Source organism: Paenibacillus xylanilyticus, assembly GCF_047246825.1.
Lineage (GTDB): Bacteria > Bacillota > Bacilli > Paenibacillales > Paenibacillaceae > Paenibacillus > Paenibacillus xylanilyticus_B.
The window spans coordinates 276965-298854 of sequence record NZ_JBFOLB010000004.1 but is presented as its reverse complement, the minus strand read 5'-3'; the positions used below and the strand labels follow the sequence as shown (position 1 = coordinate 298854).

The window sequence follows — 21890 nt, the reverse complement described above, 5'->3', positions numbered from 1 at the left end:
TAACCGGATGCACGTCCGTGTGGGGGAAAGAAGGGGAATTAGTTTGTCTAAGAAGGAAACATTCATTAAGGGTACGCTCATCTTGGCGGCAGCGGCACTGATTGCCAGGGTACTTGGTCTTGTGCAGCGGGTGCCGCTGGAGCATATCCTTGGCGATATTGGTAACGCATCGTTTACCATCTCCAACACGGTATACTTAATGCTGTTAACTGTCGCAACAGCGGGAATTCCCAGCACACTCAGCAAAATGGTGTCGGAACGCTACGCGCTGGGACGTGCGGGAGAAGCACAGCAAATCTATCGGGCTGCCCTGATTTTTGCTGCGGTAGCCGGGGTTGTCATGTCAGCCTTGCTATGGTTTGCAGCACCTTATTATGCAACATATGTATCCAAGGTACCGGAAGCCGTTAGCGCGATTCGTGCCCTTGCACCGGCGCTGCTGCTCTTCCCGGCCATTGCCATGATGCGTGGTTATTTCCAGGGACGTGGCAATATGACGGCAGGCGGCATTTCACAAATTGTGGAGCAGTTTGCCCGGGTGGGTACAGCCATTATCGTGGCGTATGTCATGCTGCAATGGAATTACGATGACAGAACGATTGCCGCGGGTGCTTCATTTGGTGGTGTGCTCGGCAGTATCGGCGCTTTCGCCGTGATGCTGTACTTCACCTTGAAGCTGCGCCGCAGTGACCGTGCAGCCCAATTGGACGTTGTTCGCGCGGAACAACTGCCGATGCGAGGAATTTACAGTGACATTTTTAAGCTGTCCATTCCCATTGTGTTATCGTCACTTGCGGTTCCGGCCATTAACTTTATCGATTCATCCCTTGTGGTTCCGCTGCTCAGCGGCCGCATTGGGCTGGAAGAGGCAACAGGGGTACTCGCCATTCTCGGGGCGAAGGCTCAAAGTATTGCAGGGATTCCGCCAATTCTTGCCATTGCGTTAAGCCAATCGCTCGTTCCCGTCATTTCGGCAGCTTTTGCACGCAAAGATGAGGCCCATCTGCAAAATCAAATTACACTTGCCATGCGCATTTCGATTCTGACAGGCATGCCGATTGTTATTGCCCTTTGTGCAGCAGCCTATTCGGTGAATGGTTTGCTGTTCAGTACGCTGGATGGAACACCGATCATTACCTTGCTGACCTTCGGGACTATTTTCCAAATTACGATGATGACCACGAACTCCATTTTGCTTGGGGTTGGTAAACCGCGGATCACGATGATCAGTGTAGCTGCAGGGATTATCGTCAAATTTGTGGCAAGTCTGATCCTGGCTCCGATGTTTGGCATTTATGGAATCATCATCGGAACAGCGTTATGTTTCCTGGTGATTACGTATCTGAATTTGAGAGTACTGAGAAAAATCGTAAACTTCTCGATCATGGGTGATCGCTGGATCGGGTTCGTCGTGACCGTCCTGCTTGCGGCAGGTGTCGGCTTTGGTGCCAACTCGGCTGGTAATTGGATCTTTGGCTTATTCCTGCCAGCACGAGTCTCCTTCCTCATGACATGTTTGGTTGTCGGTGTACTTGTTGTAGTTGTATACCTGGTGATGCTGGTCATCCTTCGCGTATTGCGCAGAGATGAACTTGGCAGCTACCCGCGTATTCTGCAAAAGGTACTGCGGCCGCTTATGCGTCTACAGCGTGGAACCGGTCAGCGGGCATAGGGTTAAAGCCAGATCATGTATCCAAAAAATGAGTACAAGCTCTGTCTGCGCATAAGCGGACAGGGCTTTTTTAATGTAATGAATTGAACCCAATGACTTAATGCAGCAATGCCTTGGCATCATGGGCTAGAGCTGTTTTGAGCATGCCATATCGGTGCTCGTGACTCATTTCGAATAACCAGGGGCGACGCGGGGCGCTGAGATGTCCGAGACTATCTCGATTTTGCAGCCAGTCCTGTCTCGTAATCGGCTCATATGGCGTGTCTTTCCATACGGAGAGCAGTTCCGGACTGTACAAACGTTGACCTTCAGGCATCCATTCATGTTCCAGCAGTTCCGGACTGTAGAATTCTGCTTTTACCACGCCCTCCATGCTCGTTGTGAATAGACCCGGCCAATATTCGGCACGTGATCCTCTATGGGGAACCGCATGGGCAAATTCCAGCACCTGTGTGAATACCTGTTCAATGCCAAACAGCATCGCGTACAGGCTTTTGCCAAACATGATGCGCTCGTCCAACTTGCCAAAATGTTCAATAACCCGACCGGCTAGCCCTTTCCCGCGTCCTAGAGGAAATACAATATGATTAAGCCCGGCGAGATTATGCAGATGGAATGCAGGTTTGGAGAGCACTTCCTTTTGAAAATAAGGATGCTGCACGACCCGGCTCTCAATATAATTCTGCTCATTAATAATTAACGCTACACTAAGCAGCGAACTGCACCGTTCCAGCCAGAATCGTTCCCAGATGGGTGTCATGAACGCCGATACGTGAAAATGGGAGAGCAGGTGGAAGCAGCTTCGCCCGATTCGCCTGCTGTTCATATACAGCAGAAGCTGTGGGTAGGCGTCCTGGAAAATGAGTGCATTACAGCGCTCAAGCAACCGATACATATGTTCGCGATCCGTCTGGTTTTGCAGGTTATGCATCAGGTTGCTCTGCAAATCGGTCATATGATAGCCGCCATTGCGAGAAACCATGTGTGCCAACAGGGCCCAGTGCAGTTCGGGATATTGGTCATAACACGCCAGATAGGCTGCCGTACGCGTAATGTTGCTCCGATTGTTTTCTACCGTCAGTGTTTTGATCTCTTCCAGGATGATGCAGTCTTCTTCGCATAAAGGGGCGCTTTTTGCATGGCGGGCAGAAGCCGTCTCCGTACCGGGCAACAGGCGTTCAACTTCGCCCTTCAGCGTCTCGGCCATTTCCGCTTCCCAGGCCAAATCACGAGAAGGATGACGAAGCTGTGCCGACGCCTGCCATGCTGCCTGTTTGCCTCGCCATACTTCTCTGGCGGCTCCGGGAATGGATCGAACCATGCGAAAGAGCGAATCACGGGAGAGAGAATCGGTTCTGGTGGGAGTCATCGCTTGCCATCCTTTCATCATGATTGGTTTAAACTAAGTATGTGCTGAATATTTGACTTCCACTCGGCAATTTGCTTCACTAAGGATAAGACAAGGTACAGAAAGGAAGATGCTGTCATGGAACAGATTACATCCAAATCTGCGTTTGATGTGGCCATTCAATCTCCACGGCTTACCGTAGCGGTATTTAAGGCAGATTGGTGCGGGGACTGCAAGTACATTGATCCGTTTATGCCTGAGGTTGAGGAAAAATTTGCTCGTGATTTAACCCTGGTTGAGGTTGATGTGGATCAGGTGGGGACCGTTAGTGAGGAACAGAATATTCTGGGTATTCCGAGCTTTGTTGCCTATACGGATGGCCGGGAACTCGTTCGGTATGTGAACAAACTGCGCAAGTCGAGAGAAGAGATTGAGCAGTTCCTGCAGCGTGCGGTTGAAGTGTACAACACGATCCATAAATGAGCATAAAATAAGCGCCGTTTCTCTGGAAAAAGGGAAATGGCGTTTGTATTTTAAGCATTTTCGGGGGAGAATAGCACCGTACATAAGGACGCGGTGACCTGTTGGTCAATCTGTCGACAGACGTTAACATTTTGTCACAAAGCGAGGCGTCAATGACACTTTTATCCGGTATAATGAATTTAGTTGTGAAATAAGTGTCAAAGTATCGAAACAAGCGGAGAGATCGTTCTTCGCCATCTTAAACCAACAGCGGGTGAGAAAAAATTGAAGCACTTAACCTTGTTTAAATGGTTAACCGTATTAACTTGTCTTGTGATGTTTTTGGCTACATTCGGCGGTGGGGTCGTTACCAAAACAGAATCCGGACTCGGTTGTGGCACGGAGTGGCCTCTGTGTAATGGTAAACTCGTTCCTGCACATACAGTAGCCTCATTGATTGAATATTCACATCGTGCGGTCAGCGCAATGGCAGGATTGCTCTCCATTGCCTCATTTGTTGCATTCCTCCGATATGGCAAATCACGTCGTGATCTGCAATTGTTTTCATTATTAACGCTGATTTTCGTTATTATCCAGGGAATCATGGGGGCCTTTGCCGTCGTCTTTTCCCAATCATCAGCGGTTATGGCGCTGCACTTTGGATTTGCCCTGATCGCATTTGCCAGTTCCCTGATGATGGCTCTCGGCATTAGGCAGGAGGCACGTCATGGCGGCCTCGAAAGGTTGAACAAATACCCTCGGGTCAGCAAAAACTTCCGCAACCTGGTGTGGTTTTCAACCATCTATACGTATCTTGTGGTATACACAGGGGCATTTGTAAGTCATACCGATTCAGCTGGAGGCTGTTCGGGCTTCCCGCTCTGTAACGGCCAGATTGTACCTGAACTGTCCGGTGGTGTAGCTGTAGCTTTTGCTCACCGTGTAGCAGCAGCTTCTCTTGTTGTTGTGATTGCGATCCTGGGTCATTATGCGTATCGCAAACATCCGGATAACAAGGAACTTCGGGCCTTGGGCGTTGTGTCGGTTGTGCTCATTCTGCTTCAAGTGCTGATTGGGTTTGGCATGATGCTGACCATAAGCCGTCCGGAAGTGTATATGTTTGTGGCTCTGGCTCACATGCTCGATATTGCCGTATTGTTCGGTATATTAACCTATATGAGTTTCTTGGTGTACAAGCTTCATCGGCCAGCTGATCGCTTCTAAGTCATTTGATCTTTGGTTCATAACCTAAAAACTGCAAAGTCCACCATCCAGTGATGTACATCATTGGACAGGTGGACTTTGTTTGATGTAAGGCGGGGCAGGGCACCCTAAAACAAGCAGCGATCACACGTTTACTCTGATTCCGATTAGGTTTAATATTATAAATCATCTTATTGATCAGCAGAGTGGAAAGAGGAGGCTGTATATGCTGCGAACGTTGCTGGGTGAATTGCCGCGCCAGAATGAAGGCGTATTGGAAGAAGCGATCGAGTCGATGGTCGAGACGCTCGGACTTTTACAACGACAGCTGGACCTGAATCAGGATCCGACTCACGATTATCGAAAACTGTATGTCTGGACACAGGGTTTGATCTCCTCATTGGATGAGCTGGAGCAGAGCTGTTTTGCTGCTTCCCACTTTCGGAAGAAGGTGAAGGCGGGTTCCACCGATGATATGACCATCGAGGAAAAGGCGGAATACGCCCGCTATGTATATTTTTATAAGGATGGGTTTATCCGGTGTTTTGCGATTCTGGATAAGACAGGCACGGTATTGAATGAATTATTTCAGTTAAACACGTCCAAAGTGAAATCCCATTTTTCGTACTTTACCGTCTTAAGACAGTTTGGCTATGCCAAAATGCATGGAGACCTTGCTGTTCGATTAATCAATATCAAGGATGCCTATCGGGAGCCAATGAGCAAGCTTCGCAAACGACGGAACATGGAGATTCACTACATGAACTCCGAGATGCAGGATGACCTCTGGCAGCTTCACCAGACATTGCAGGGCAAGGTAAAGCTGGAGGATCTGGATCAGCATCTGGATGAATTGCGCCAGGGCGTTGATATGGTTTGCGAAACGCTGAAAGAGGCTTATGGTTACATCAATAAGATGTGGCGCGAGCAAGGAGTGTCCGAACTGGCAAAGTAAATCACGTGTAATATTTACCTTTGACAAAGCGGAATACTTGGATTATACTGAGTTTCTAATTAAACGTTACATGGAATTAATATGTGTAGCCATTTAAAATTTTACCACTGAACTTATAAATTTCATATTTCTTATCGAGAGCGGCGGAGGGACAGGCCCGATGAAGCCCGGCAACCGATTTATAATGACATGACAACCGAGTCATACTTTATAGATGTTAGGTGCTAATTCCTACAAAATGGTGCAAGGCACGATTTTGGCAGATGAGAAGGTACATTCTTTCATGTGAAGAGCCCTTTTTGTTTCTGCAAAAGGGGCTCTTTTTTATGCGCCAGAGGGGAGTTTTCCTTTCATTCGGGTAAAGATACATGTAGGCGGTGGGAAGGAGAAGTCATATTGATTGAATTAAAGGGATTAACCAAGACGTACGGCAGAGGTGCAAAACAAACGACAGCACTAGCCGATCTGGATCTGAACGTCGGCAAGGGTGAAATATTCGGAGTTATTGGACACTCCGGTGCAGGGAAAAGTACATTGATCCGATGTATCAATCTGCTTGAAAGACCAACAGCGGGTGAGGTATGGGTAGATGGTGTGAACCTTACAGGTCTCAGCAAGACGGAGCTGCAGCAGCAGCGCCGCAAGATTGGCATGATTTTTCAGCACTTTAATCTGTTATCTTCAGCTACGGTATATGACAATGTTGCTTTCCCATTGAAGCTGGTTAATACGCCTAAGGCTGAGATTGACCGTAAAGTGAAGGAGCTGCTCGCTCTCGTTGGTCTGGAACACCACAGCAGCAAATATCCGGCTCAGCTGTCAGGGGGGCAGAAACAGAGAGTAGGTATCGCCCGTGCACTTGCCAGTGACCCGGCAGTTCTTCTCTGTGACGAAGCGACATCTGCGCTTGATCCGCAGACAACGGCTTCGATTTTGAAACTGCTGATGGATATTAACAAGAAATATGATCTGACCATTGTTCTGATCACCCATGAAATGCATGTCATTCAAAGCATCTGTGATCAAGTTGCTGTCATCCATCAGGGAGGAATCGTGGAACAAGGCCCTGTAACGGAAGTCTTCCTTAAGCCGCAGCATGCCATTACGCGTGACTTCATGCAGCGTGATCACGAGTCCGAGCTTCTATTGGAAGAGGCAGCCCTGGCACATGCCGGTGGAACGGATCAGCAGGATGGACGCTCACAGTTGGTCAAAATCTCATTTTTGGGTGAAAAAACGTTTGAAGCCATTCTGTCCAGAACCGTTCGCCAGACCGGAGTGGACTTTGCCATTCTGCAAGGAACGATCTCGAGGATCAAGCAGGTTCCGTATGGACAGTTAACCGTTCGGTTTGAAGGCGATGCGGATGCGATTCGTCGAACAGTGCATGAATTGAATGAGCAAGGGCTTGATGTGGAGGTGCTTCGTTAACATGGATTTTTCATCTGTACGCTGGGAAGAGATCGGCAAGGCCTCCATTGAAACATTGCAAATTCTGGGTGCGTCCGGTTTGTTTACCATCATCATAGGATTGCCACTGGGTGTCCTGCTATTTATGACGGCGAGATCGGCTTCCGTTCAGTCACGTATCTTCTATACCGTGTTATCCATCGTTGTTAATATTCTGCGGTCGGTACCGTTTATTATTTTGATCGTTGCCCTCATTCCGTTTACACGTTCACTGGTTGGTACAGCCACAGGCGTACTCGGAGTCATCCCACCACTTGTTATTGCAGCTGCTCCTTATTTCGCAAGGTTGGTTGAGACTACACTGCGTGAAGTGGATCGTGGAGTTATTGAGGCCGCTCAGGCGATGGGAGCATCAACCGGACAGATTGTAAGGCGCGTACTGCTGCCTGAGGCGCTGCCTGGTCTGCTTGCAGGGATAACAATTACGATTGTAACACTGGTATCTTATACGGCGATGGCCGGCATGGTCGGCGGTGGTGGACTCGGTACACTTGCCATTAACTATGGTTACTTCCGTTACCAATATGAAATTATGATTATTTCAGTCGTATTCATGGTCATTCTGGTGCAAGTTCTGCAAATGTTCGGCGATCGACTGGTTAAATTGTTCACCCGGAAATAACACATATATAGCATTTTGCATTCAATCCATGCTGGACGAATGCAAAGATGCAACAAATTTATTGGAGAAGGGGTTTTACACATGAAAAAATGGTCTTTTGCACTGCTCAGCTTGATGCTGATTGCGGTACTTGCTGCATGCGGAAACAACAAGGATTCAGACAGTGGCGCAGATAATGAAGCAGGTGCACCGCGTACCGTGGAACTGAAAGTCGGAGCTTCACCAACACCGCACGCTGAAATTCTGGAAAGTATCAAACCTGAGCTGGAAGCTCAAGGCATTCGTTTGCAGATTGTAACGTTCAATGACTATGTTCAGCCGAACCAGCAGCTGGCAGACAAACAATTGGATGCCAATTTCTTTCAACACCAGCCTTATCTGGATACAGAAAACAAAGAACGTGGTTTTAACCTCGTTACTGTAGCACCTGTCCATGTTGAACCTTTTGCTGGGTACTCCAAAAAGATCAAATCTTTGGATGAACTGCAAGACGGCGCTAAAGTAGCGATTCCCAATGACCCATCCAACGGTGGGCGTGCATTGTTGCTGCTTGCAAAGGAAGGGATCATTAACCTGAAAGATAACACTAATATCGCATCCACGATTCAGGATATTACAGCCAATCCGAAAAACCTGGAGATTATCGAGTTGGATGCAGCCATGATGCCACGTCAACTGGATGAAGCAGATCTGGTATTCATCAACGCTAACTACGCGCTTGAAGCCAATTTGAACCCGGAAAAAGATTCTTTGCTTATTGAAGATCTGCAAGGTAATCCATATGCCAACATTCTCGTTGCCCGTGAAGACAACAAGGATGCAGATGCGATCAAGAAGCTGGCGGCAGCCCTGAATTCCGAAGCGGTTAAAACGTTCATCAAGGAACGTTACCAAGGTGCAGTTGAACCTGCGTTCTAAGTTACCCATAAACTTACTTTAAATGGATTTGAATAGTATACGAGAAAAACCGAGCATCTCTCTATGAGAATTGCTCGGTTTTTATTTTTCATTTCGAGATCCTTTCGAGGGGGATGTAGTTTGATGAAACCTAAAAGGTGTAAGGACTAAATGACAGTAACATAAGTGCGCAATTCCTATCAAGATATTTTTGGATACAAAGGGTTTTATTCCCTATATGGATATGCAAGTTGTGAGGGGCGGATAAATATTTTATACTGGATGAGTGACTGCTCTTTGAAGAGGGGGATGGACGTGAAGGGAAAGATTGCCCTCATAACGGGAAGTGCCAAAGGCCTTGGGAAAATGACAGCCCTTAGTCTGGCAGATCAGGGATGCCACATTGCCTTGAATTACGTGCATAGCCGAATCGAAGCCGAATCGCTTCAGGCTCAGATCACAGCCAAAGGGGTGCGCTGCATTGCCGTTCAAGCTGACATTTCCAAAACAGAAGACATCGCCAAGCTTGTAGAACAGGTTGAAACCGGGCTGGGGAGTATCGATATTCTGGTGAACAATGCGGGACCCTTTGTTCGTGAACGGCGTTTGTTTGCAGAGTATACCGAAGCAGAGGTACAGATGCTGGTGCAGGGCAACCTGCTCGGACCCATGCTCCTGGATCATCGTGTGCTGCCAGAGATGAGACGCAAAAAGTGGGGCCGGATTATTCATTTTGGCTTCAGTCACGCGGGAGAGGCACGGTCATGGCCTCATCGTGCAGTGTATGCTGCTGCGAAGGTAGGTCTGGTTTCTTTTACGAAGACACTCGCCGTTGAGGAGGCTCCTTACGGCATAACGGTAAATATGGTTTGCCCGGGTGATATCCGGGGTGCCAACAAGGAAAAAACCATTGATGAAATGGCAGGCATAACCGATCAGGAGACGCCGCGGGGTCGTCCCGGTAGTGGTGAAGATATTGCACGGGTGATTACGTATTTGTGTCTGGATCATTCGGATTTTATAACAGGCAACATTATGGATGTATCGGGCGGGCTCGATCCCATTCGTCCTACGATTCAGCGTGAAGATGGACAATAGACGGGATATGCACAAAAAAGAGCCCTCCGCTTCATGTGAAGGGAAAGGCTCTTGAGGTTTATTTCGTGAAGGATTGATTAGAATACTTGTACGACTTCTTCGACACCGTCAACTTCTTCAAGAAGGGCGCGTTCAATCCCGGCTTTTAAGGTAATGGTGGAGCTTGGGCAGCTGCCGCAGGCACCGACCAGTTTCAGCTTAACGATGCCGTCCTCCACGTCGACCAGTTCCACGTCACCGCCATCGCGTTGCAGGAACGGACGAAGTTTGTCAAGCACGTCAGATACCTCATCATACATGGTGCTTTGTGCGTTTTCGCTCATATTTTTCAACTCCTTTCCTCTATATATTATATTACAATTGGCCGTAAATTAAAATGGTCAAACAAAGCAGGTGAACCTACATGAGACCGATTATTGAATTTTGTGCCAACAATATGCATTTTGGCACAGATGAAGTCATGGATCAACTCGAAGAGAATCCAGACTATGATGTGATTGAATACGGCTGCCTCAGCAACTGCGGCCAATGTTACATGACTCCTTTTGCACTAGTCAATGGTGAACTTGTCATCACAGACAAAGTGGAGGATTTATATAACGCAATCCTGGCCAAAATTGCCGAAGCCGATGCCTGGAACGAGCTGGATCTCGACTAACCGAGATGACGCTTGGACATCCAGAGCACGCCGCTTTTCAGAATACGAGGCACACGTCCCATCATGGACGTTTTGCCCATCAGCCCAAATCCAGCCTTCTTGCCGAGTGCGCCGAGCGTGCCACGGAGCTTGAGCGGCTGCGGATTGGGCTTTTCGCCTTTCCAGAGGGCATGCTGAATATGAGCGATCTGTTCACCCTGCACTTCTGCAGCCTGACCGCTTGGTGCATAAGGTACACTCGCACAGTCACCTACTACATAAACATCCGTATATTCGGGAATTTGATAATACTCGTTCAGTACAACACGGCCCTGCGGGTCTTTGGTCACATCCAGATCCTGTACAACTTTTACAGGCTGAATGCCGGCAGTCCATACGACCGCATCAGTCAAGATCTCTTCATCCCGGTTGAAAATGGCGTGATCCTCAAGGCGGGAAATTGCAACATGTCCACGTGTCTCTACCTGATGTTCATTGAACCACTCATGCACGTAAGCGGACAAACGCTGCGGGAATGCAGATAATACACGCTCGCCACGATCCAGGATACTAATGTTCAGATCCGGTCTGCTCTCTCTCAGTTCGGCTGCCATTTCGACACCGCTCAATCCACCGCCAACAATATGCACGTTTCCGTAAGCTTTCACTTCGTTCAGACGGAGGTAGGTTTCCCGTGTTTTGCTAAAACTCTGAATCGTACAGCTGTATTCTTCCGCTCCAGGTGTATTGTGGAACCGGTCTGTACAGCCAAGTCCAATAACGAGCTTGTCATATTCCAGAGGATCCTGGCCTTCAAATTCAATCTGACGCTGTTCCAAATTAATCGAAGTGACTTCACCGTAACGGTGAGTGACCTTTTCATGTACTGGAAATTGGATACGCAGGTCATAGTCAGATACAGTCCCTGCTGCGAGTGCGTAATATTCAGTCTTCAATCCCTGAAAAGGGCTGCGATCCACCAACACGATTTGTGTATCTGATGGTATTTTGCCTTCCAGAAGTTCCTTGATAATCGTGAGGCCACCATAGCCGCCTCCGAGAATGACGAAATTTTTCATGACTCGGCTTCCTTTCTGCATCAGTCCCGTGTGAGCGGGGCTGTAACCTGTGGAGCAGCTATGTTTTCACATAGCTGCTCCTTATGATTTATTTTAATTATTATATCGAAAATTCAGGACTTTAAAATTAGAGGTATTATACAAATAGGGTGCATCGATTCGAATAGCGGCTCTCCTTGTGGAATGAAAGAAGCGATCGAGGCGATGCAGCAGGTTTATTCGTATACTTGAATTTCGTTGTAGAAGGTATCGCGTTCCACAGGAATGCGTCCAGCGCCCTTAATGAGCCAAATGAGCTCTTTGCGAGTGAGGCCTTCAGGCGTTAATGCACCTGCGGCATGACTAATCCGTTCGCGAACGATGGTGCCATGGGCATCCGAAGCGCCGAATCCAAGAGCAACTTGGGTCAGCTGTGGACCGATATTGATGAAGTATGCTTTAATGTGGTCGATATTATCCAGCATGAGGCGGCTAATCGCAATGGTTTTAAGATCCTCGTATGCCGAGTTGCGGCGCATTATGCTGGCATTTTTGCTCTTAGGCTGCATGGAGAGCGGGATAAATACCATGAAACCGTTGGTTTCATCCTGCAGCTCACGAATTTGCGCCATGTGATTAACACGATCTTCGTACGATTCAATCGATCCGTACAGCATTGTCGTATGTGTACGCATGCCCAGATTATGGGCCGTACGGTGTACCTCAAGATAGCGATCCACGTTTGCTTTGTCGACACGCATTTTTTTGCGGTATTCGTCCGACAAAATCTCGGCGCCGCCACCAGTCAGTGATTTCAGGCCTGCTTTTTGCAGCTCCTGCAGCACTTCCTTAATGCTCAGACCGCTGATCCGGGTGAAGAAATCAATTTCTGCTGCCGTGTAGGCTTTCAGCGTAACATCCGGATATTTTTCGTTTAAAGCACGCAGGGAATCGACATAATATTGAAAAGGAACATGATTGTTATGTCCGCCTACAATATGGAACTCACGCACGCCTGGATGAATATGCTGTTCCACGTAGTCGATCATTTCTTCTCCGGATAACGTATAGGAGCCTTCTTCACCCTGGTCTTTGCGGAAATTACAAAAAGCACAGTGTGCTTCACATACGTTCGTAAAATACAGGCTCATGTTTTCGATAAAATACACTTTCTTGCCGTTCTTGCGCAGGTTGGCCTCATTGGCCAGCTGGCCCAGAGTCAGCAGATCATCTGTTTGATACAGATAGACGCCATCTTCTACGCTCAGCCTTACGCCGTTCTGCACTTTCTCAACGATTTCGGCCATTCTTTTGTCTGTGAACGGTGTTACCAATGTAGACATTTTGTTTCCTCCTGTTCTTAACCGGACCTGAGTTGAATGTAGGACTTGCTTACAGAACTACATAAAAAAGATGCGGTCATCTGCCGCCTCCTTATTAGGAACTAACTCTTAATTACCCGGTGCAGCGTATGCTGCATGTGTAAAGCTGAATTTTTCTTTTAAGGTTTTCGCATCATGGATGTAAAATCTAAAAGTGAGTCATATGACTCTATATGCATTGGGGACTGCGCTGCAGTCTCGAAATGTGAAAAAAATTACAACTCCATATATGAGCAACATCTGAATAAGTCATGACAAAATATCGACATTTCAGAGCGATCACCTATTCATTATAAACCTCGTGTCCCGGGGGTTCAATACACTGGGAAGAAAAAGGAGGAAAGGAGAACACGGAAATAGGGTAAACATGTCTTGAGCCTCTTGACGTGGTGGAGTATAATTTAAGGAAGAGTTAACGAAAAGGAGAGTGACCTGGCATGATTAACATCAGCGAAACAGCTGCCGAGCGTTTGAAAGAGATGCTTTCACAGCAAGAGACACCTGATATGTTCCTGCGTCTGGGCGTAGCACCGGGTGGTTGCACCGGATTTTCGTACGCCATGGGCTTTGATGATAAAGAATCCGATGAGGATATTTATATGGATATTCACGATATGAAGGTTGTAGTCGAGAAGGAGAACCTGAAATATCTGAATGGTCTGGAAATTGACTTTGAAGAATCCGGCATGTCCGGCGGCTTCACCATCCATAACCCGAATGCCGTTGCAACATGCGGCTGCGGATCTTCCTTCCGGACGAGAGAAGAAGCTGGGGTACCGGATAAGGATTGCTAAGACTGCAACAGTTTCACGCGATTTTTAACCTATAGAAATAAAATGATGAGGTTTTAAGATCAAGGGCTCTATAACGTATTAGTCTCGAACTAATTACGTTATAGAGTCTTTTTATTACAGTTAGAGTAATAAGTAAATATTAAGGGAGGTGCTGCGAGAAATTTAACATTTACGAGATCACTCCTTGGATGATACAATTTGTATCAAAACGAAGCAAAAGGAGTATGTCGCATTGAAAAAAGAACTGGTCTCAGAAGTTATCTGGCTTAGATGTCTTGCCTGTCTTACTGTTGTTGCTATTCACTGTATTAATATGACCTTCACAAATTATGAAGGGACTCTTTCCACTCAGTCAGTTATTTTTCTAGAGGTTTTAAAGCTTGCTCTTTTGTTTGGGACACCCACTTTTGTTTTTATATCCGAGTTTCTTTTGGCAAAGTCCTATCCTAATCACATTCCCGAAAAATTCTTGTGGAAGCGTGTTAGGTACATCCTGATTCCATACATAACGATGGCAGTAGTCTATGCCTTCTATAGTTTAATCAGATCAGGAGAACTAACGCCCGCTGCCTTAATCGTGAAAACTCTTAGAAACATTGTTGTAGCTGATTATATAGCTTACTTCATTATTGTTATATTTCAATTCTATGTCTTACATATTATTTTTACTAAGTATTTGCAAAAGACATCGCCCAAGCTCATGATACCTCTGTGTTTGATGGTTAATTTAATCTACCTCGGCTTTTTCAACTTTGTTCCCCCTCTTAATTTTATTCCTAGTGCGGAATATATATGGACCCGCTTGTACTGGGTTCCGTTCCCTGGTTGGTTATTTTATTTCTCAGTAGCGTACTATTGTGGAAGAAACCATGTTGTCTTCAAAGAATTTCTAAATCGAAATATAAAATGGCTCATTTTCTCCCCTATAGTCACGTTCCTTGTCATAATGTTCTTACGATTTGGAGAACTGTTACCAGAAGCAAACTCAAAACGAGTGGACATTTTGTTTTATACTATAAGTATGATTTTTGTTATGTTTTATCTTACTTCAAAAATAAAACAGATCCCTTGGATTATTGATCTAGTAAGCAGGTATTCCTTTGGTATCTATTTATTGCACTTGATGTTCGTACAGAATTTCAGTGAAATGTTTGTTGGGCTAAACCCATTTATCAATATTCCGTTGACCTTTGTTATAAGTATTAGTGCATCCATCTTACTCACGTACTTGCTTCATAAATTGAAAATTGGAAGTTACTTCGTGGGTAAGATTGGAACTAAGTTTACAAGAACAAAAGAAACAGGCAAGCAGAATGGGACCTGGGCTGAAACTCAAATAAAGGTTTGAGGGTTAATAATCTGAATATCGGACAAGAGAAGAAGCTGGGGTACCGGATAAGGATTGCTAAGACTTTAGAAATAAGAGTAAATAAAGCGTAGTTCCGGCGGGTGTTAACCGTTGGAACTGCGCTTTTTCATGTGCCTTCACAGTCAGATGGTCTCGGACATTCAAGCCGTTACTGATTCCTGTTACTTGCTCAAAATGCTCAATCCACATGCTTCTGCTGGTGATGAACTTCCATAAGATGCTGTTTTCGATAAATTCCAGGGGAGATGCCGGTTGTCTTTTTAAAAATGCGATTAAAGGAAGTGATGTTCTGGTATCCCACACGGACGCTGATTTCGTTGATGGTCCAGTTCGTCGTAGCCAGCAGTTCACATGCTTTGCCCATGCGGATTTTTTGCAGATGCTCGCTAAAATTGATGCCGGTTTTATCTTTGATATACACGGAGAGATACGTCGTCGACAGATTCAGTTTCTCGGACAGGTACTCAAGTGATATATCCTCCATGTAATGAGAGTTGATGATCTCGTAAAACATGGCGATGGTTGGTTCTTCTGATGGCGAAAGTTTGTTGTCCCGCAGGACGGCAAGGGCAGAGTAAATGATGTGCTTAAAAACAGACTCATAGTCTTCCTGTGAATGACAATCTTGAAGCATATATTCCCAATCGCTCAGAGACGTGGCAGCGCCTTTACAGGGCAGATGCTGATCCATAAATTCATTAATGTGACTTGTTATGGCGAGAGCCAATTGCTTGAATTGAAGCACACTTGCCTCTTTTTTGACGAATTGGGCGAACGCCTGACGTATCCATTCCATGCAGGTATCTTCCTCCAGCGCCTGGAGTGCCTGATCGAACTCACGCCCCCGTTTTACCAGAGGTTGATCCAGATCGGGCAGGGGACGCGCCTCACTGATCAGCTGTGTTTCCTCCAGCAAGCGGGCCTCTGAAGCCAGATCACGTAATTGCTGATAGGTTTCACTGAATTTGGTCGGTTGGTCCGTAGCCGGAAGGGTACAGATGGTTACAACGTAAAAATGGTTTTCTTCATCCAGACTTGCTTTAAGCTGCTCCAGCAGGGCCTGAAGTTGGATAGCAGAAGCTCCCTTTAATATGGAGACGATCTCGTTTTTCTCCATTTGGAATGTATGATTGGCATGAATTATCTCCTTGGTTTGCAAATGAATATAATCCAGCAAATGACGCACTGCACCCTCTCGATCAAGGGGCATACTGCCATTTTCCGATATCCGGAAACGGATGTCGTAATACACAATCTGATAACTTCCTCCATCCGCCAGGAAATCGTTCCACTCGCTAAGGTCTGTATTAATGTTCTTCAGTTGATTCATATAGGAGTAGTTGGTTAGAATCGCGTTCTGGCGGTTAAGCTTGTCCACAATCGTGTCCTTTTCTTTCTTCAATTCCCCGATCCTGCTCTGAATCAGATCATATTCCCAAATACTATCTCCCGCTCTGACATCATCGGCTTCATTTCGTGATGTACGGTCCAGCAGGGAGGATAACATGTGCTTGACCGGCGTATGCAGGCGGCGGCTTAAATAAAGGGATACCAGCGTTGCAGCCAGGAGTGAGAATGCAAATATAAGAACCATGTAACTGGTCATTCGCTGTAACTGATCTGTAATGCGAGTATCTGCCAGAGAGGTAATATAGGTGAGCCCATCCGCGGCCTCTGCCTTGAAATAATATCTTCCATTCTCTTTGAGCGCAGTTTCTCCATTCTGAAAAACAGGTATGGCTTCTCCCTCAGCTGTTGAACCCGAGTGGTAGAGAATATTGCTCTGGTCATCCGTAATGGTCAAGGTGTGACCGTCTGTGGTGCCAAAAAAGGACTCCACTGCTTTCTCGATATTCACCATTGCAATGATCTGATAAGCCGTGCCGGGTTTCTTAAACGTGTACGGCAGAAGCCGTCTGCTCTCGGGAGACCCTGCGTTCATATGAAAGGAGGCTGCAGGCGAGATCAGGAACGTATGAGGCTGATCTGCGAGTATCTCCCAATGCTCCAATGGGTAGGTAACGCTTTGATACGATGTGTTGAACATGTAATCCGAACTGCTACTGCCTGATTTGCCGAACGCAAAGTGCTCCTTAGGGAAATGCACGATCACATCTTCCAGCAAAAACAATGAATTGTATACATATCCCCGAATGTCCATCATCACATTTTTGGCCTTCAGATAGTCTGCCTGTTCCAATCCCACTCTTTGCAATTGCCTGTTGAAGGCAACCAGATCCTGATTGTTGTACATATGGAACAGCATGATCTGAATTTGTTCCATATGATTGGAGAATCGTTCCGCTGTATTCTTCGTTTCATTGTGGCTGTTTTGGACAATTTCCTCCTGCAGACTCGTTTTGAATACATAATAAATCAGAATATAGAATAGGCAGAACAATGAAATGATTGCCAAAAAGCTGACAAATAGTTTAAAAAACAGGGTTCGTTTTTTGTTCAATATCCAGTTCATAGGCCAACCCCTCATTTTATTTTTCTACAGAGAACAAGTTATTTGGCCCATTCTACGCGTGAACTATTAAGCCTCAGAATGCAGAGTATGAACGTGGTGTAAAAAGGGGCTATACCTTTTTTGCGAAAACGGCTGTTTTTTCAGGAAAGATCACGAATGATGTAAATATCATAAGGATCGGACAAGATCCCAAAAACGGATTATACCCATTGCCGATGCAGAGCTGTAACATTCAACTTGAAGCAAGACTGGAACAAAGTTTGAATGAAGGAGGGTTAAGCTGTGAGAGCTGCTGTACTGGGATGCGGAACGATGGGAGCTGTACATGCCAAAAGTTATGCCAAGTTGAAAGAGATTGAACTGGTTGGTGTCTGTGATGTGGAGAAGGATGAGGCAGACAGGCTGGCCGCAGTATGCGGAACAAAGGCGTACAGCCGTTTCGAGGATCTGTTGAGCGGGGGGCGTCCGGATGTTGTAAGCATCTGCCTCCCTACGTCCTTGCACTGTACGTACACAGTCATGGCCGCTGAAGCGGGTGTGCATGTGATCTGTGAGAAACCGGTCAGTGCAACGTCCAAAGAAGCCGAAATGATGGATGTCGTTTGTCGTTCGAACAAGGTGCATTTGTTTATTGCACATGTGGGCCGCTTTTTCCCTGCCTATGCGGATGTCGCCCGCCAGATCGCTGCAGGTGTTATAGGAAAACCTGGAGTTGCCCATGCCAGACGTATCGGACCCCATCCAGGGCTGATGAAGAACTGGTATAACGATGACAAGCGCAGCGGTGGTGTCATAATGGATCTGATGATTCATGACATCGATTATATGCGCAGTGTGCTTGGAGAGGTTCAATCCGTGTATGCCCAGCGAAGAACCCTTGCTCATCTGGACTACGCATGGGTGACCTTAAGATTCGAACAAGGAGCTATCGCCAATCTGGAAGGGATGTGGGGGTATCCCGGGCCGTTCCAGACAGCGATGGAATTCGCGGGGGATCAGGGAATCCTGCATGCGAATTCCGAGGAGGCCAAATCAGTGGTTATCCGGCAAAATGGAGCAGCAGGAGGAATGTCAGCGACAGGCTCGGATGACAGTGGGACACATACACCTATCGTTGTAAGGAAAAGCCCTGAGTTTGAAACGGCCTATGATCGTGAATTGTCTCATTTTATCCAATGTATCCAGTTCGGGTCGCAGCCCCAGGTCACTGTTCAGGATGCTTGTATTGCATCCAAAATTGCGCGTGCTGCACTCCATTCTGCCTACAGCGGGGACCCTGTCAATATGAAGAGTTTTGAGAAGAAGGGTGGAGCACTCGCATGAAACAATTGCGTATTGGCATGATCAGCTTCGCTCATCCCCATGCGTTCAGTTATTATCGGGAGCTCGCCGCGATCGAGAATGTGGAAGTCATCGCCATCGCTGATGATAACATGGAGCGGGTCAAGACTCTTCTTGATCAAGACCGTATCTCGTATTACGAGGATTACCGCATCATGCTGCAGCTCCCTGAGATTGATGCTGTGATTATATGTTCAGAGAATGCGAAGCATGCGAGCATGGTCATGGAAAGTGCCCGTGCGGGCAAGCATATTTTGTGTGAAAAACCACTTGGAATAGACATGGATGAAATGAGGATCATGATCGAGATCTGCTCCAAATACGGGGTACAACTGATGACTGCATTTCCCTGCCGGTATTTGCCTGCCGTATTGGAGACGAAAAGAGCGCTTGAGCGAGGGGACATTGGGCAAGTGATTGCGATTAAGGGATACAACCGGGGCACAGCACCAGAAGGCTGGTTTGTGGATCCATCCCAATCCGGCGGAGGGGCAATTCTGGATCATACGGTGCATGTAGCTGATCTGCTCCGGTGGTTGCTTAATCGCGATCCAATCGCTGTATATGCAGAGCAAGGGCACTTGTTTCATGATCTGGCGGTGGAAGATTCGGGCATGGTACATATTGAATATGATCAGGGATTGATCTCATTCATTGATACAAGCTGGTCGAGAAACCGGAAATATCCTTTTTGGGGAGATGTGAAGCTGGATATTATCGGTACGGACGGCGTCATCCATATGGATGCTTTTGCACAGAAGAACGAGGTATACAGCGATCTCGAGGAAAAAGCAAAGTGGAGCTACTGGGGTGAGCGTATGAATTATTACATGCTGCAGGATTTCGTGGACTCACTTGCAGCTGGAAGAAGTGTTCCTATCTCCGGGGAGGATGGTTTACAGGCGACTTTGATCGCTCTTTCCGCATATGAGTCGATCCGGAAAGAAGGCAGGGTGATGCTCAAGGAAAGTTGAGGAACATGAAATTCGTTAAGGACAATAATATAATGTGGTAACCCTTAATATAGACCCGTAATGATAGGATTCGTCTGTAATGGCTAACCGATCAGGGTCTTTTTTATTGTATCGATCGGAGGTTCTGCTTTTTTGGCAGAGAGGGATAGTTGACAAAACTAGTTGTAACTAATATAGTTACAATATAAAGTGTTCCAAAACACCACAACCAAAGGAGAGATTATAATGAAAATTGGAATCATTGGTGCAACAGGCAAAGCCGGCAATCTGATCCTGAAAGAAGCGGCAGATAGAGGTCATGAAGTAACAGCAATTGTTCGCAACGCATCCAAAGTGGAAGATAAAAGCTTAAACGTATTGGAGAAAGATGTATTTGATCTTACTTCGCAGGATGCTCAAGCCTTCGACGTCATCGTTAATGCATTTGGCGCACCAGCCGGCAAAGAACATTTACATGTGGAAGTGGGACAGGCCCTGATCAACATCCTGAAAGATGCACCCCAAACTCGCCTGATCGTTGTAGGTGGAGCGGGCAGCTTGTTCACCGATGAGACACGATCCTTGCGTGTAGTGGACTCCCCGGGATTCCCTGACGCATACAAACCAACAGCAACGAACCAGGGGAAAAACCTGCAGGATTTGCAAGCATCCTCAGGCATTCAGTGGACATTCCTCAGCCCTGCGAGTTTCTTCAATCCCGAAGGTGCACGCACCGGTAAATATCAAACGGGTAAAGATCACATCATTGTGAACAGTGAGGGCAAAAGTTACATCAGCTATGCAGACTATGCCATTGCTCTTGTGGATGAGATTGAAAATGCGCAGCATAAAAACGAACGCTTTACGGTTGTAGGCGAAGCTAAATAATATGAAGGTACATTGAACAACGAAACGGACGCTGATCTGAATAGATCTTTGTCCGTTTCGTTTTTATTAATTTCTTTACTTGGGCGAGGATCGAGGCGTATAATCCGTTGAGATATCAGAGTTAAAAGAGAGGGAATACGAATGATGAACAACGGATTGATTAACGCTATTATCGCGTATATCATGTGGGGGGTTCTCCCGCTTTATTGGAAGCTGTTTAACGAAGTGCCAGCAGGCGAAATTCTGTCTCATCGGGTTGTCTGGTCGTTCGTCTTTATGGGAATTCTCGTTGCCATCCAGCGCCGCTGGGGCGATATGAGGCGTATTCTGACCAGCCGTTCGCTCCTGCTGCCGCTTGCCGCCAGCGGACTTCTGATTGCCATTAATTGGCTGATCTTCATCTGGGCCGTTAACAGTGGTCATGTTGTTGAGACAAGCTTGGGCTATTATCTGAACCCGCTGCTAAACGTACTGCTCGCAGTTGTATTCCTCAGTGAGAAGCCGAATCGCGGTCAATGGCTCGCCATTGCCATCGCTGGTGTAGCAGTGATCATCATTGCCATTGACTATGGACGCTTCCCTTGGGTTGCGATTTCGCTGGCCGCGTCATTTGGCCTATATGGCTTGGCGAAGAAGAAGATCAAGCAAGACGCTTCTGTAGGTCTACTGTCAGAGACAGCAGTAGTTCTGCCGGTCGCGTTAGGTTACTGGATTTATTTGGCTGCAGCTGGAAAGACGACGGCATGGTCCTTGCCTGCGCACATGTTTGTGGAACTGCTTCTATCTGGTGTCGTGACAGCGCTGCCGTTACTATTCTTTGCACGGGCAGCCGCCCGGATGTCATTGTCTACACTCGGTTTCGTACAATACATTGGGCCGACCATTATGCTGATATTGAGCATATTTGTATTCAAGGAAACCGTATCGCCAGTTCTGCTCGTCGGTTTTGCGCTCATCTGGACTGCGCTTATCGTATACGCGATAGCATCGGTTCGTGCCACGAAACTTGCAAAGGCAAGTTGACATTAGATGCAATCACCGAAACCTTCTTGACGGCCCTTTCCATCCATCTGGATGGGAGGGCCGTTTCCTTATTCAGCCCATTGAACAGCACAAGCCGGACTGGGATTAGTGTACATATTGACACTCTTTTCGTTAACCAGCAAACTATAATTGTTAACTGATTAGTAATAGGAGAGACCTTTGGACTTCGCTTAATCACGTCATAAGGTGCCATTCAGGGCAAATGTCCATTTTGCTAGAGTTTG

20 protein-coding genes and 1 riboswitch are annotated in these 21890 nt (G+C 46.8%); of the genes, 15 read left to right on the top strand and 5 right to left on the bottom strand.

Going from position 1 to position 21890, the window contains the following annotated elements:
* Window positions 1-43: 43 nt before the first annotated feature.
* Window positions 44-1672, top strand: a complete 1629-nt coding sequence (locus AB3N00_RS23925) for a putative polysaccharide biosynthesis protein (protein ID WP_413036830.1) — start codon at window positions 44-46, stop codon at window positions 1670-1672.
* 97 nt (window positions 1673-1769) lie between these two features.
* Here the strand turns inward: AB3N00_RS23925 and AB3N00_RS23920 are convergent, their stop codons facing one another.
* Window positions 1770-3041, bottom strand: coding sequence for a DUF2515 family protein (locus AB3N00_RS23920; RefSeq protein ID WP_413036829.1), 1272 nt, complete (start codon window positions 3039-3041; stop codon window positions 1770-1772).
* Window positions 3042-3158: 117 nt separating this feature from the next.
* Between AB3N00_RS23920 and AB3N00_RS23915 the strand changes: the two genes are divergently transcribed.
* The 7 genes from AB3N00_RS23915 (at window position 3159) to AB3N00_RS23885 (ending at window position 9727) form a co-directional block, all read left to right on the top strand.
* Entirely contained in the window at window positions 3159-3503 is a 345-nt protein-coding gene (locus tag AB3N00_RS23915) for a thioredoxin family protein (protein ID WP_175399220.1), read from the top strand.
* A 279-nt stretch (window positions 3504-3782) separates the two neighbouring features.
* The gene (locus AB3N00_RS23910) at window positions 3783-4706 is read left to right on the top strand and encodes a COX15/CtaA family protein (protein WP_413036828.1); all 924 of its coding nucleotides are present in this window, start codon (window positions 3783-3785) and stop codon (window positions 4704-4706) included.
* 205 nt (window positions 4707-4911) lie between these two features.
* A complete protein-coding gene (locus tag AB3N00_RS23905) occupies window positions 4912-5640 on the top strand; it encodes a Cthe_2314 family HEPN domain-containing protein (protein WP_413036827.1) in 729 nt (242 codons plus the stop codon).
* 128 nt (window positions 5641-5768) lie between these two features.
* A riboswitch (SAM riboswitch) is annotated at window positions 5769-5910 on the top strand.
* 126 nt (window positions 5911-6036) lie between these two features.
* Window positions 6037-7071 (top strand): methionine ABC transporter ATP-binding protein, encoded by a 1035-nt coding sequence (locus tag AB3N00_RS23900; protein WP_413036826.1) that lies wholly within the window; start codon window positions 6037-6039, stop codon window positions 7069-7071.
* Between the two features lies 1 nt (window position 7072).
* Window positions 7073-7732 carry a methionine ABC transporter permease gene (locus AB3N00_RS23895; protein WP_413036825.1) on the top strand — a complete coding sequence of 220 codons (660 nt, stop codon included), beginning with the start codon at window positions 7073-7075 and terminating at the stop codon, window positions 7730-7732.
* 81 nt (window positions 7733-7813) lie between these two features.
* Complete coding sequence (locus AB3N00_RS23890) at window positions 7814-8650, top strand: MetQ/NlpA family ABC transporter substrate-binding protein (RefSeq protein ID WP_413036824.1); 837 nt, start codon at window positions 7814-7816, stop codon at window positions 8648-8650.
* A 294-nt stretch (window positions 8651-8944) separates the two neighbouring features.
* Window positions 8945-9727 carry an SDR family oxidoreductase gene (locus AB3N00_RS23885; protein ID WP_413036823.1) on the top strand — a complete coding sequence of 261 codons (783 nt, stop codon included), beginning with the start codon at window positions 8945-8947 and terminating at the stop codon, window positions 9725-9727.
* A 77-nt stretch (window positions 9728-9804) separates the two neighbouring features.
* Here the strand turns inward: AB3N00_RS23885 and AB3N00_RS23880 are convergent, their stop codons facing one another.
* Window positions 9805-10050, bottom strand: coding sequence for a NifU family protein (locus AB3N00_RS23880; protein WP_062324083.1), 246 nt, complete (start codon window positions 10048-10050; stop codon window positions 9805-9807).
* Window positions 10051-10130: 80 nt separating this feature from the next.
* Here AB3N00_RS23880 and AB3N00_RS23875 point away from each other — a divergent pair, with 80 nt between their 5' ends.
* Window positions 10131-10385 (top strand): YuzB family protein, encoded by a 255-nt coding sequence (locus AB3N00_RS23875; protein ID WP_413036822.1) that lies wholly within the window; start codon window positions 10131-10133, stop codon window positions 10383-10385.
* On the opposite strand, the gene AB3N00_RS23870 is transcribed toward AB3N00_RS23875, so the two are convergent.
* Together AB3N00_RS23870 and mqnE are read right to left on the bottom strand one after the other, a co-directional pair.
* Window positions 10382-11443 carry an NAD(P)/FAD-dependent oxidoreductase gene (locus tag AB3N00_RS23870; RefSeq protein WP_413036821.1) on the bottom strand — a complete coding sequence of 354 codons (1062 nt, stop codon included), beginning with the start codon at window positions 11441-11443 and terminating at the stop codon, window positions 10382-10384. The genes AB3N00_RS23875 and AB3N00_RS23870 overlap by 4 nt on opposite strands.
* Before the next feature lie 215 nt (window positions 11444-11658).
* Entirely contained in the window at window positions 11659-12765 is a 1107-nt protein-coding gene (mqnE, locus tag AB3N00_RS23865; RefSeq protein WP_413036820.1) for an aminofutalosine synthase MqnE, read from the bottom strand.
* Window positions 12766-13241: 476 nt separating this feature from the next.
* Between mqnE and AB3N00_RS23860 the strand changes: the two genes are divergently transcribed.
* Window positions 13242-13598, top strand: a complete 357-nt coding sequence (locus AB3N00_RS23860) for a HesB/IscA family protein (protein WP_095361260.1) — start codon at window positions 13242-13244, stop codon at window positions 13596-13598.
* Window positions 13599-13830: 232 nt separating this feature from the next.
* A complete protein-coding gene (locus AB3N00_RS23855) occupies window positions 13831-14946 on the top strand; it encodes an acyltransferase family protein (protein ID WP_413036819.1) in 1116 nt (371 codons plus the stop codon).
* 199 nt (window positions 14947-15145) lie between these two features.
* On the opposite strand, the gene AB3N00_RS23850 is transcribed toward AB3N00_RS23855, so the two are convergent.
* Window positions 15146-17440: a helix-turn-helix domain-containing protein gene (locus AB3N00_RS23850; protein ID WP_413036818.1), complete on the bottom strand. Its 2295-nt coding sequence runs from the start codon at window positions 17438-17440 to the stop codon at window positions 15146-15148.
* A 282-nt stretch (window positions 17441-17722) separates the two neighbouring features.
* Here AB3N00_RS23850 and AB3N00_RS23845 point away from each other — a divergent pair, with 282 nt between their 5' ends.
* From AB3N00_RS23845 to rarD, 4 genes are all read left to right on the top strand, one after another.
* Entirely contained in the window at window positions 17723-18763 is a 1041-nt protein-coding gene (locus AB3N00_RS23845; protein WP_413036817.1) for a Gfo/Idh/MocA family protein, read from the top strand.
* Window positions 18760-19755, top strand: a complete 996-nt coding sequence (locus tag AB3N00_RS23840) for a Gfo/Idh/MocA family protein (RefSeq protein ID WP_413036816.1) — start codon at window positions 18760-18762, stop codon at window positions 19753-19755. Before AB3N00_RS23845 ends, AB3N00_RS23840 begins: the two co-directional genes overlap by 4 nt.
* A gap of 225 nt (window positions 19756-19980) precedes the next feature.
* Window positions 19981-20622 carry an NAD(P)-dependent oxidoreductase gene (locus AB3N00_RS23835; RefSeq protein WP_413036815.1) on the top strand — a complete coding sequence of 214 codons (642 nt, stop codon included), beginning with the start codon at window positions 19981-19983 and terminating at the stop codon, window positions 20620-20622.
* A gap of 144 nt (window positions 20623-20766) precedes the next feature.
* Window positions 20767-21645: an EamA family transporter RarD gene (gene rarD, locus AB3N00_RS23830; protein ID WP_413036883.1), complete on the top strand. Its 879-nt coding sequence runs from the start codon at window positions 20767-20769 to the stop codon at window positions 21643-21645.
* The last annotated feature ends 245 nt before the right edge of the window (window positions 21646-21890 follow it).

Excerpts from the sequence above, each read along its gene's own strand:
- AB3N00_RS23890 (WP_413036824.1), top strand. The coding sequence starts at position 7,814 with ATGAAAAAATGGTCTTTTGCACTGCTCAGCTTGATGCTGATTGCGGTA.
- AB3N00_RS23880 (WP_062324083.1), bottom strand. The coding sequence starts at position 10,050 with ATGAGCGAAAACGCACAAAGCACCATGTATGATGAGGTATCTGACGTG.
- AB3N00_RS23915 (WP_175399220.1), top strand. The coding sequence starts at position 3,159 with ATGGAACAGATTACATCCAAATCTGCGTTTGATGTGGCCATTCAATCT.
- rarD (WP_413036883.1), top strand. The coding sequence starts at position 20,767 with ATGAACAACGGATTGATTAACGCTATTATCGCGTATATCATGTGGGGG.
- mqnE (WP_413036820.1), bottom strand. The coding sequence starts at position 12,765 with ATGTCTACATTGGTAACACCGTTCACAGACAAAAGAATGGCCGAAATC.
- AB3N00_RS23875 (WP_413036822.1), top strand. The coding sequence starts at position 10,131 with ATGAGACCGATTATTGAATTTTGTGCCAACAATATGCATTTTGGCACA.
- AB3N00_RS23895 (WP_413036825.1), top strand. The coding sequence starts at position 7,073 with ATGGATTTTTCATCTGTACGCTGGGAAGAGATCGGCAAGGCCTCCATT.
- AB3N00_RS23860 (WP_095361260.1), top strand. The coding sequence starts at position 13,242 with ATGATTAACATCAGCGAAACAGCTGCCGAGCGTTTGAAAGAGATGCTT.
- AB3N00_RS23905 (WP_413036827.1), top strand. The coding sequence starts at position 4,912 with ATGCTGCGAACGTTGCTGGGTGAATTGCCGCGCCAGAATGAAGGCGTA.
- AB3N00_RS23840 (WP_413036816.1), top strand. The coding sequence starts at position 18,760 with ATGAAACAATTGCGTATTGGCATGATCAGCTTCGCTCATCCCCATGCG.
- AB3N00_RS23920 (WP_413036829.1), bottom strand. The coding sequence starts at position 3,041 with ATGACTCCCACCAGAACCGATTCTCTCTCCCGTGATTCGCTCTTTCGC.
- AB3N00_RS23870 (WP_413036821.1), bottom strand. The coding sequence starts at position 11,443 with ATGAAAAATTTCGTCATTCTCGGAGGCGGCTATGGTGGCCTCACGATT.
- AB3N00_RS23850 (WP_413036818.1), bottom strand. The coding sequence starts at position 17,440 with ATGAACTGGATATTGAACAAAAAACGAACCCTGTTTTTTAAACTATTT.
- AB3N00_RS23835 (WP_413036815.1), top strand. The coding sequence starts at position 19,981 with ATGAAAATTGGAATCATTGGTGCAACAGGCAAAGCCGGCAATCTGATC.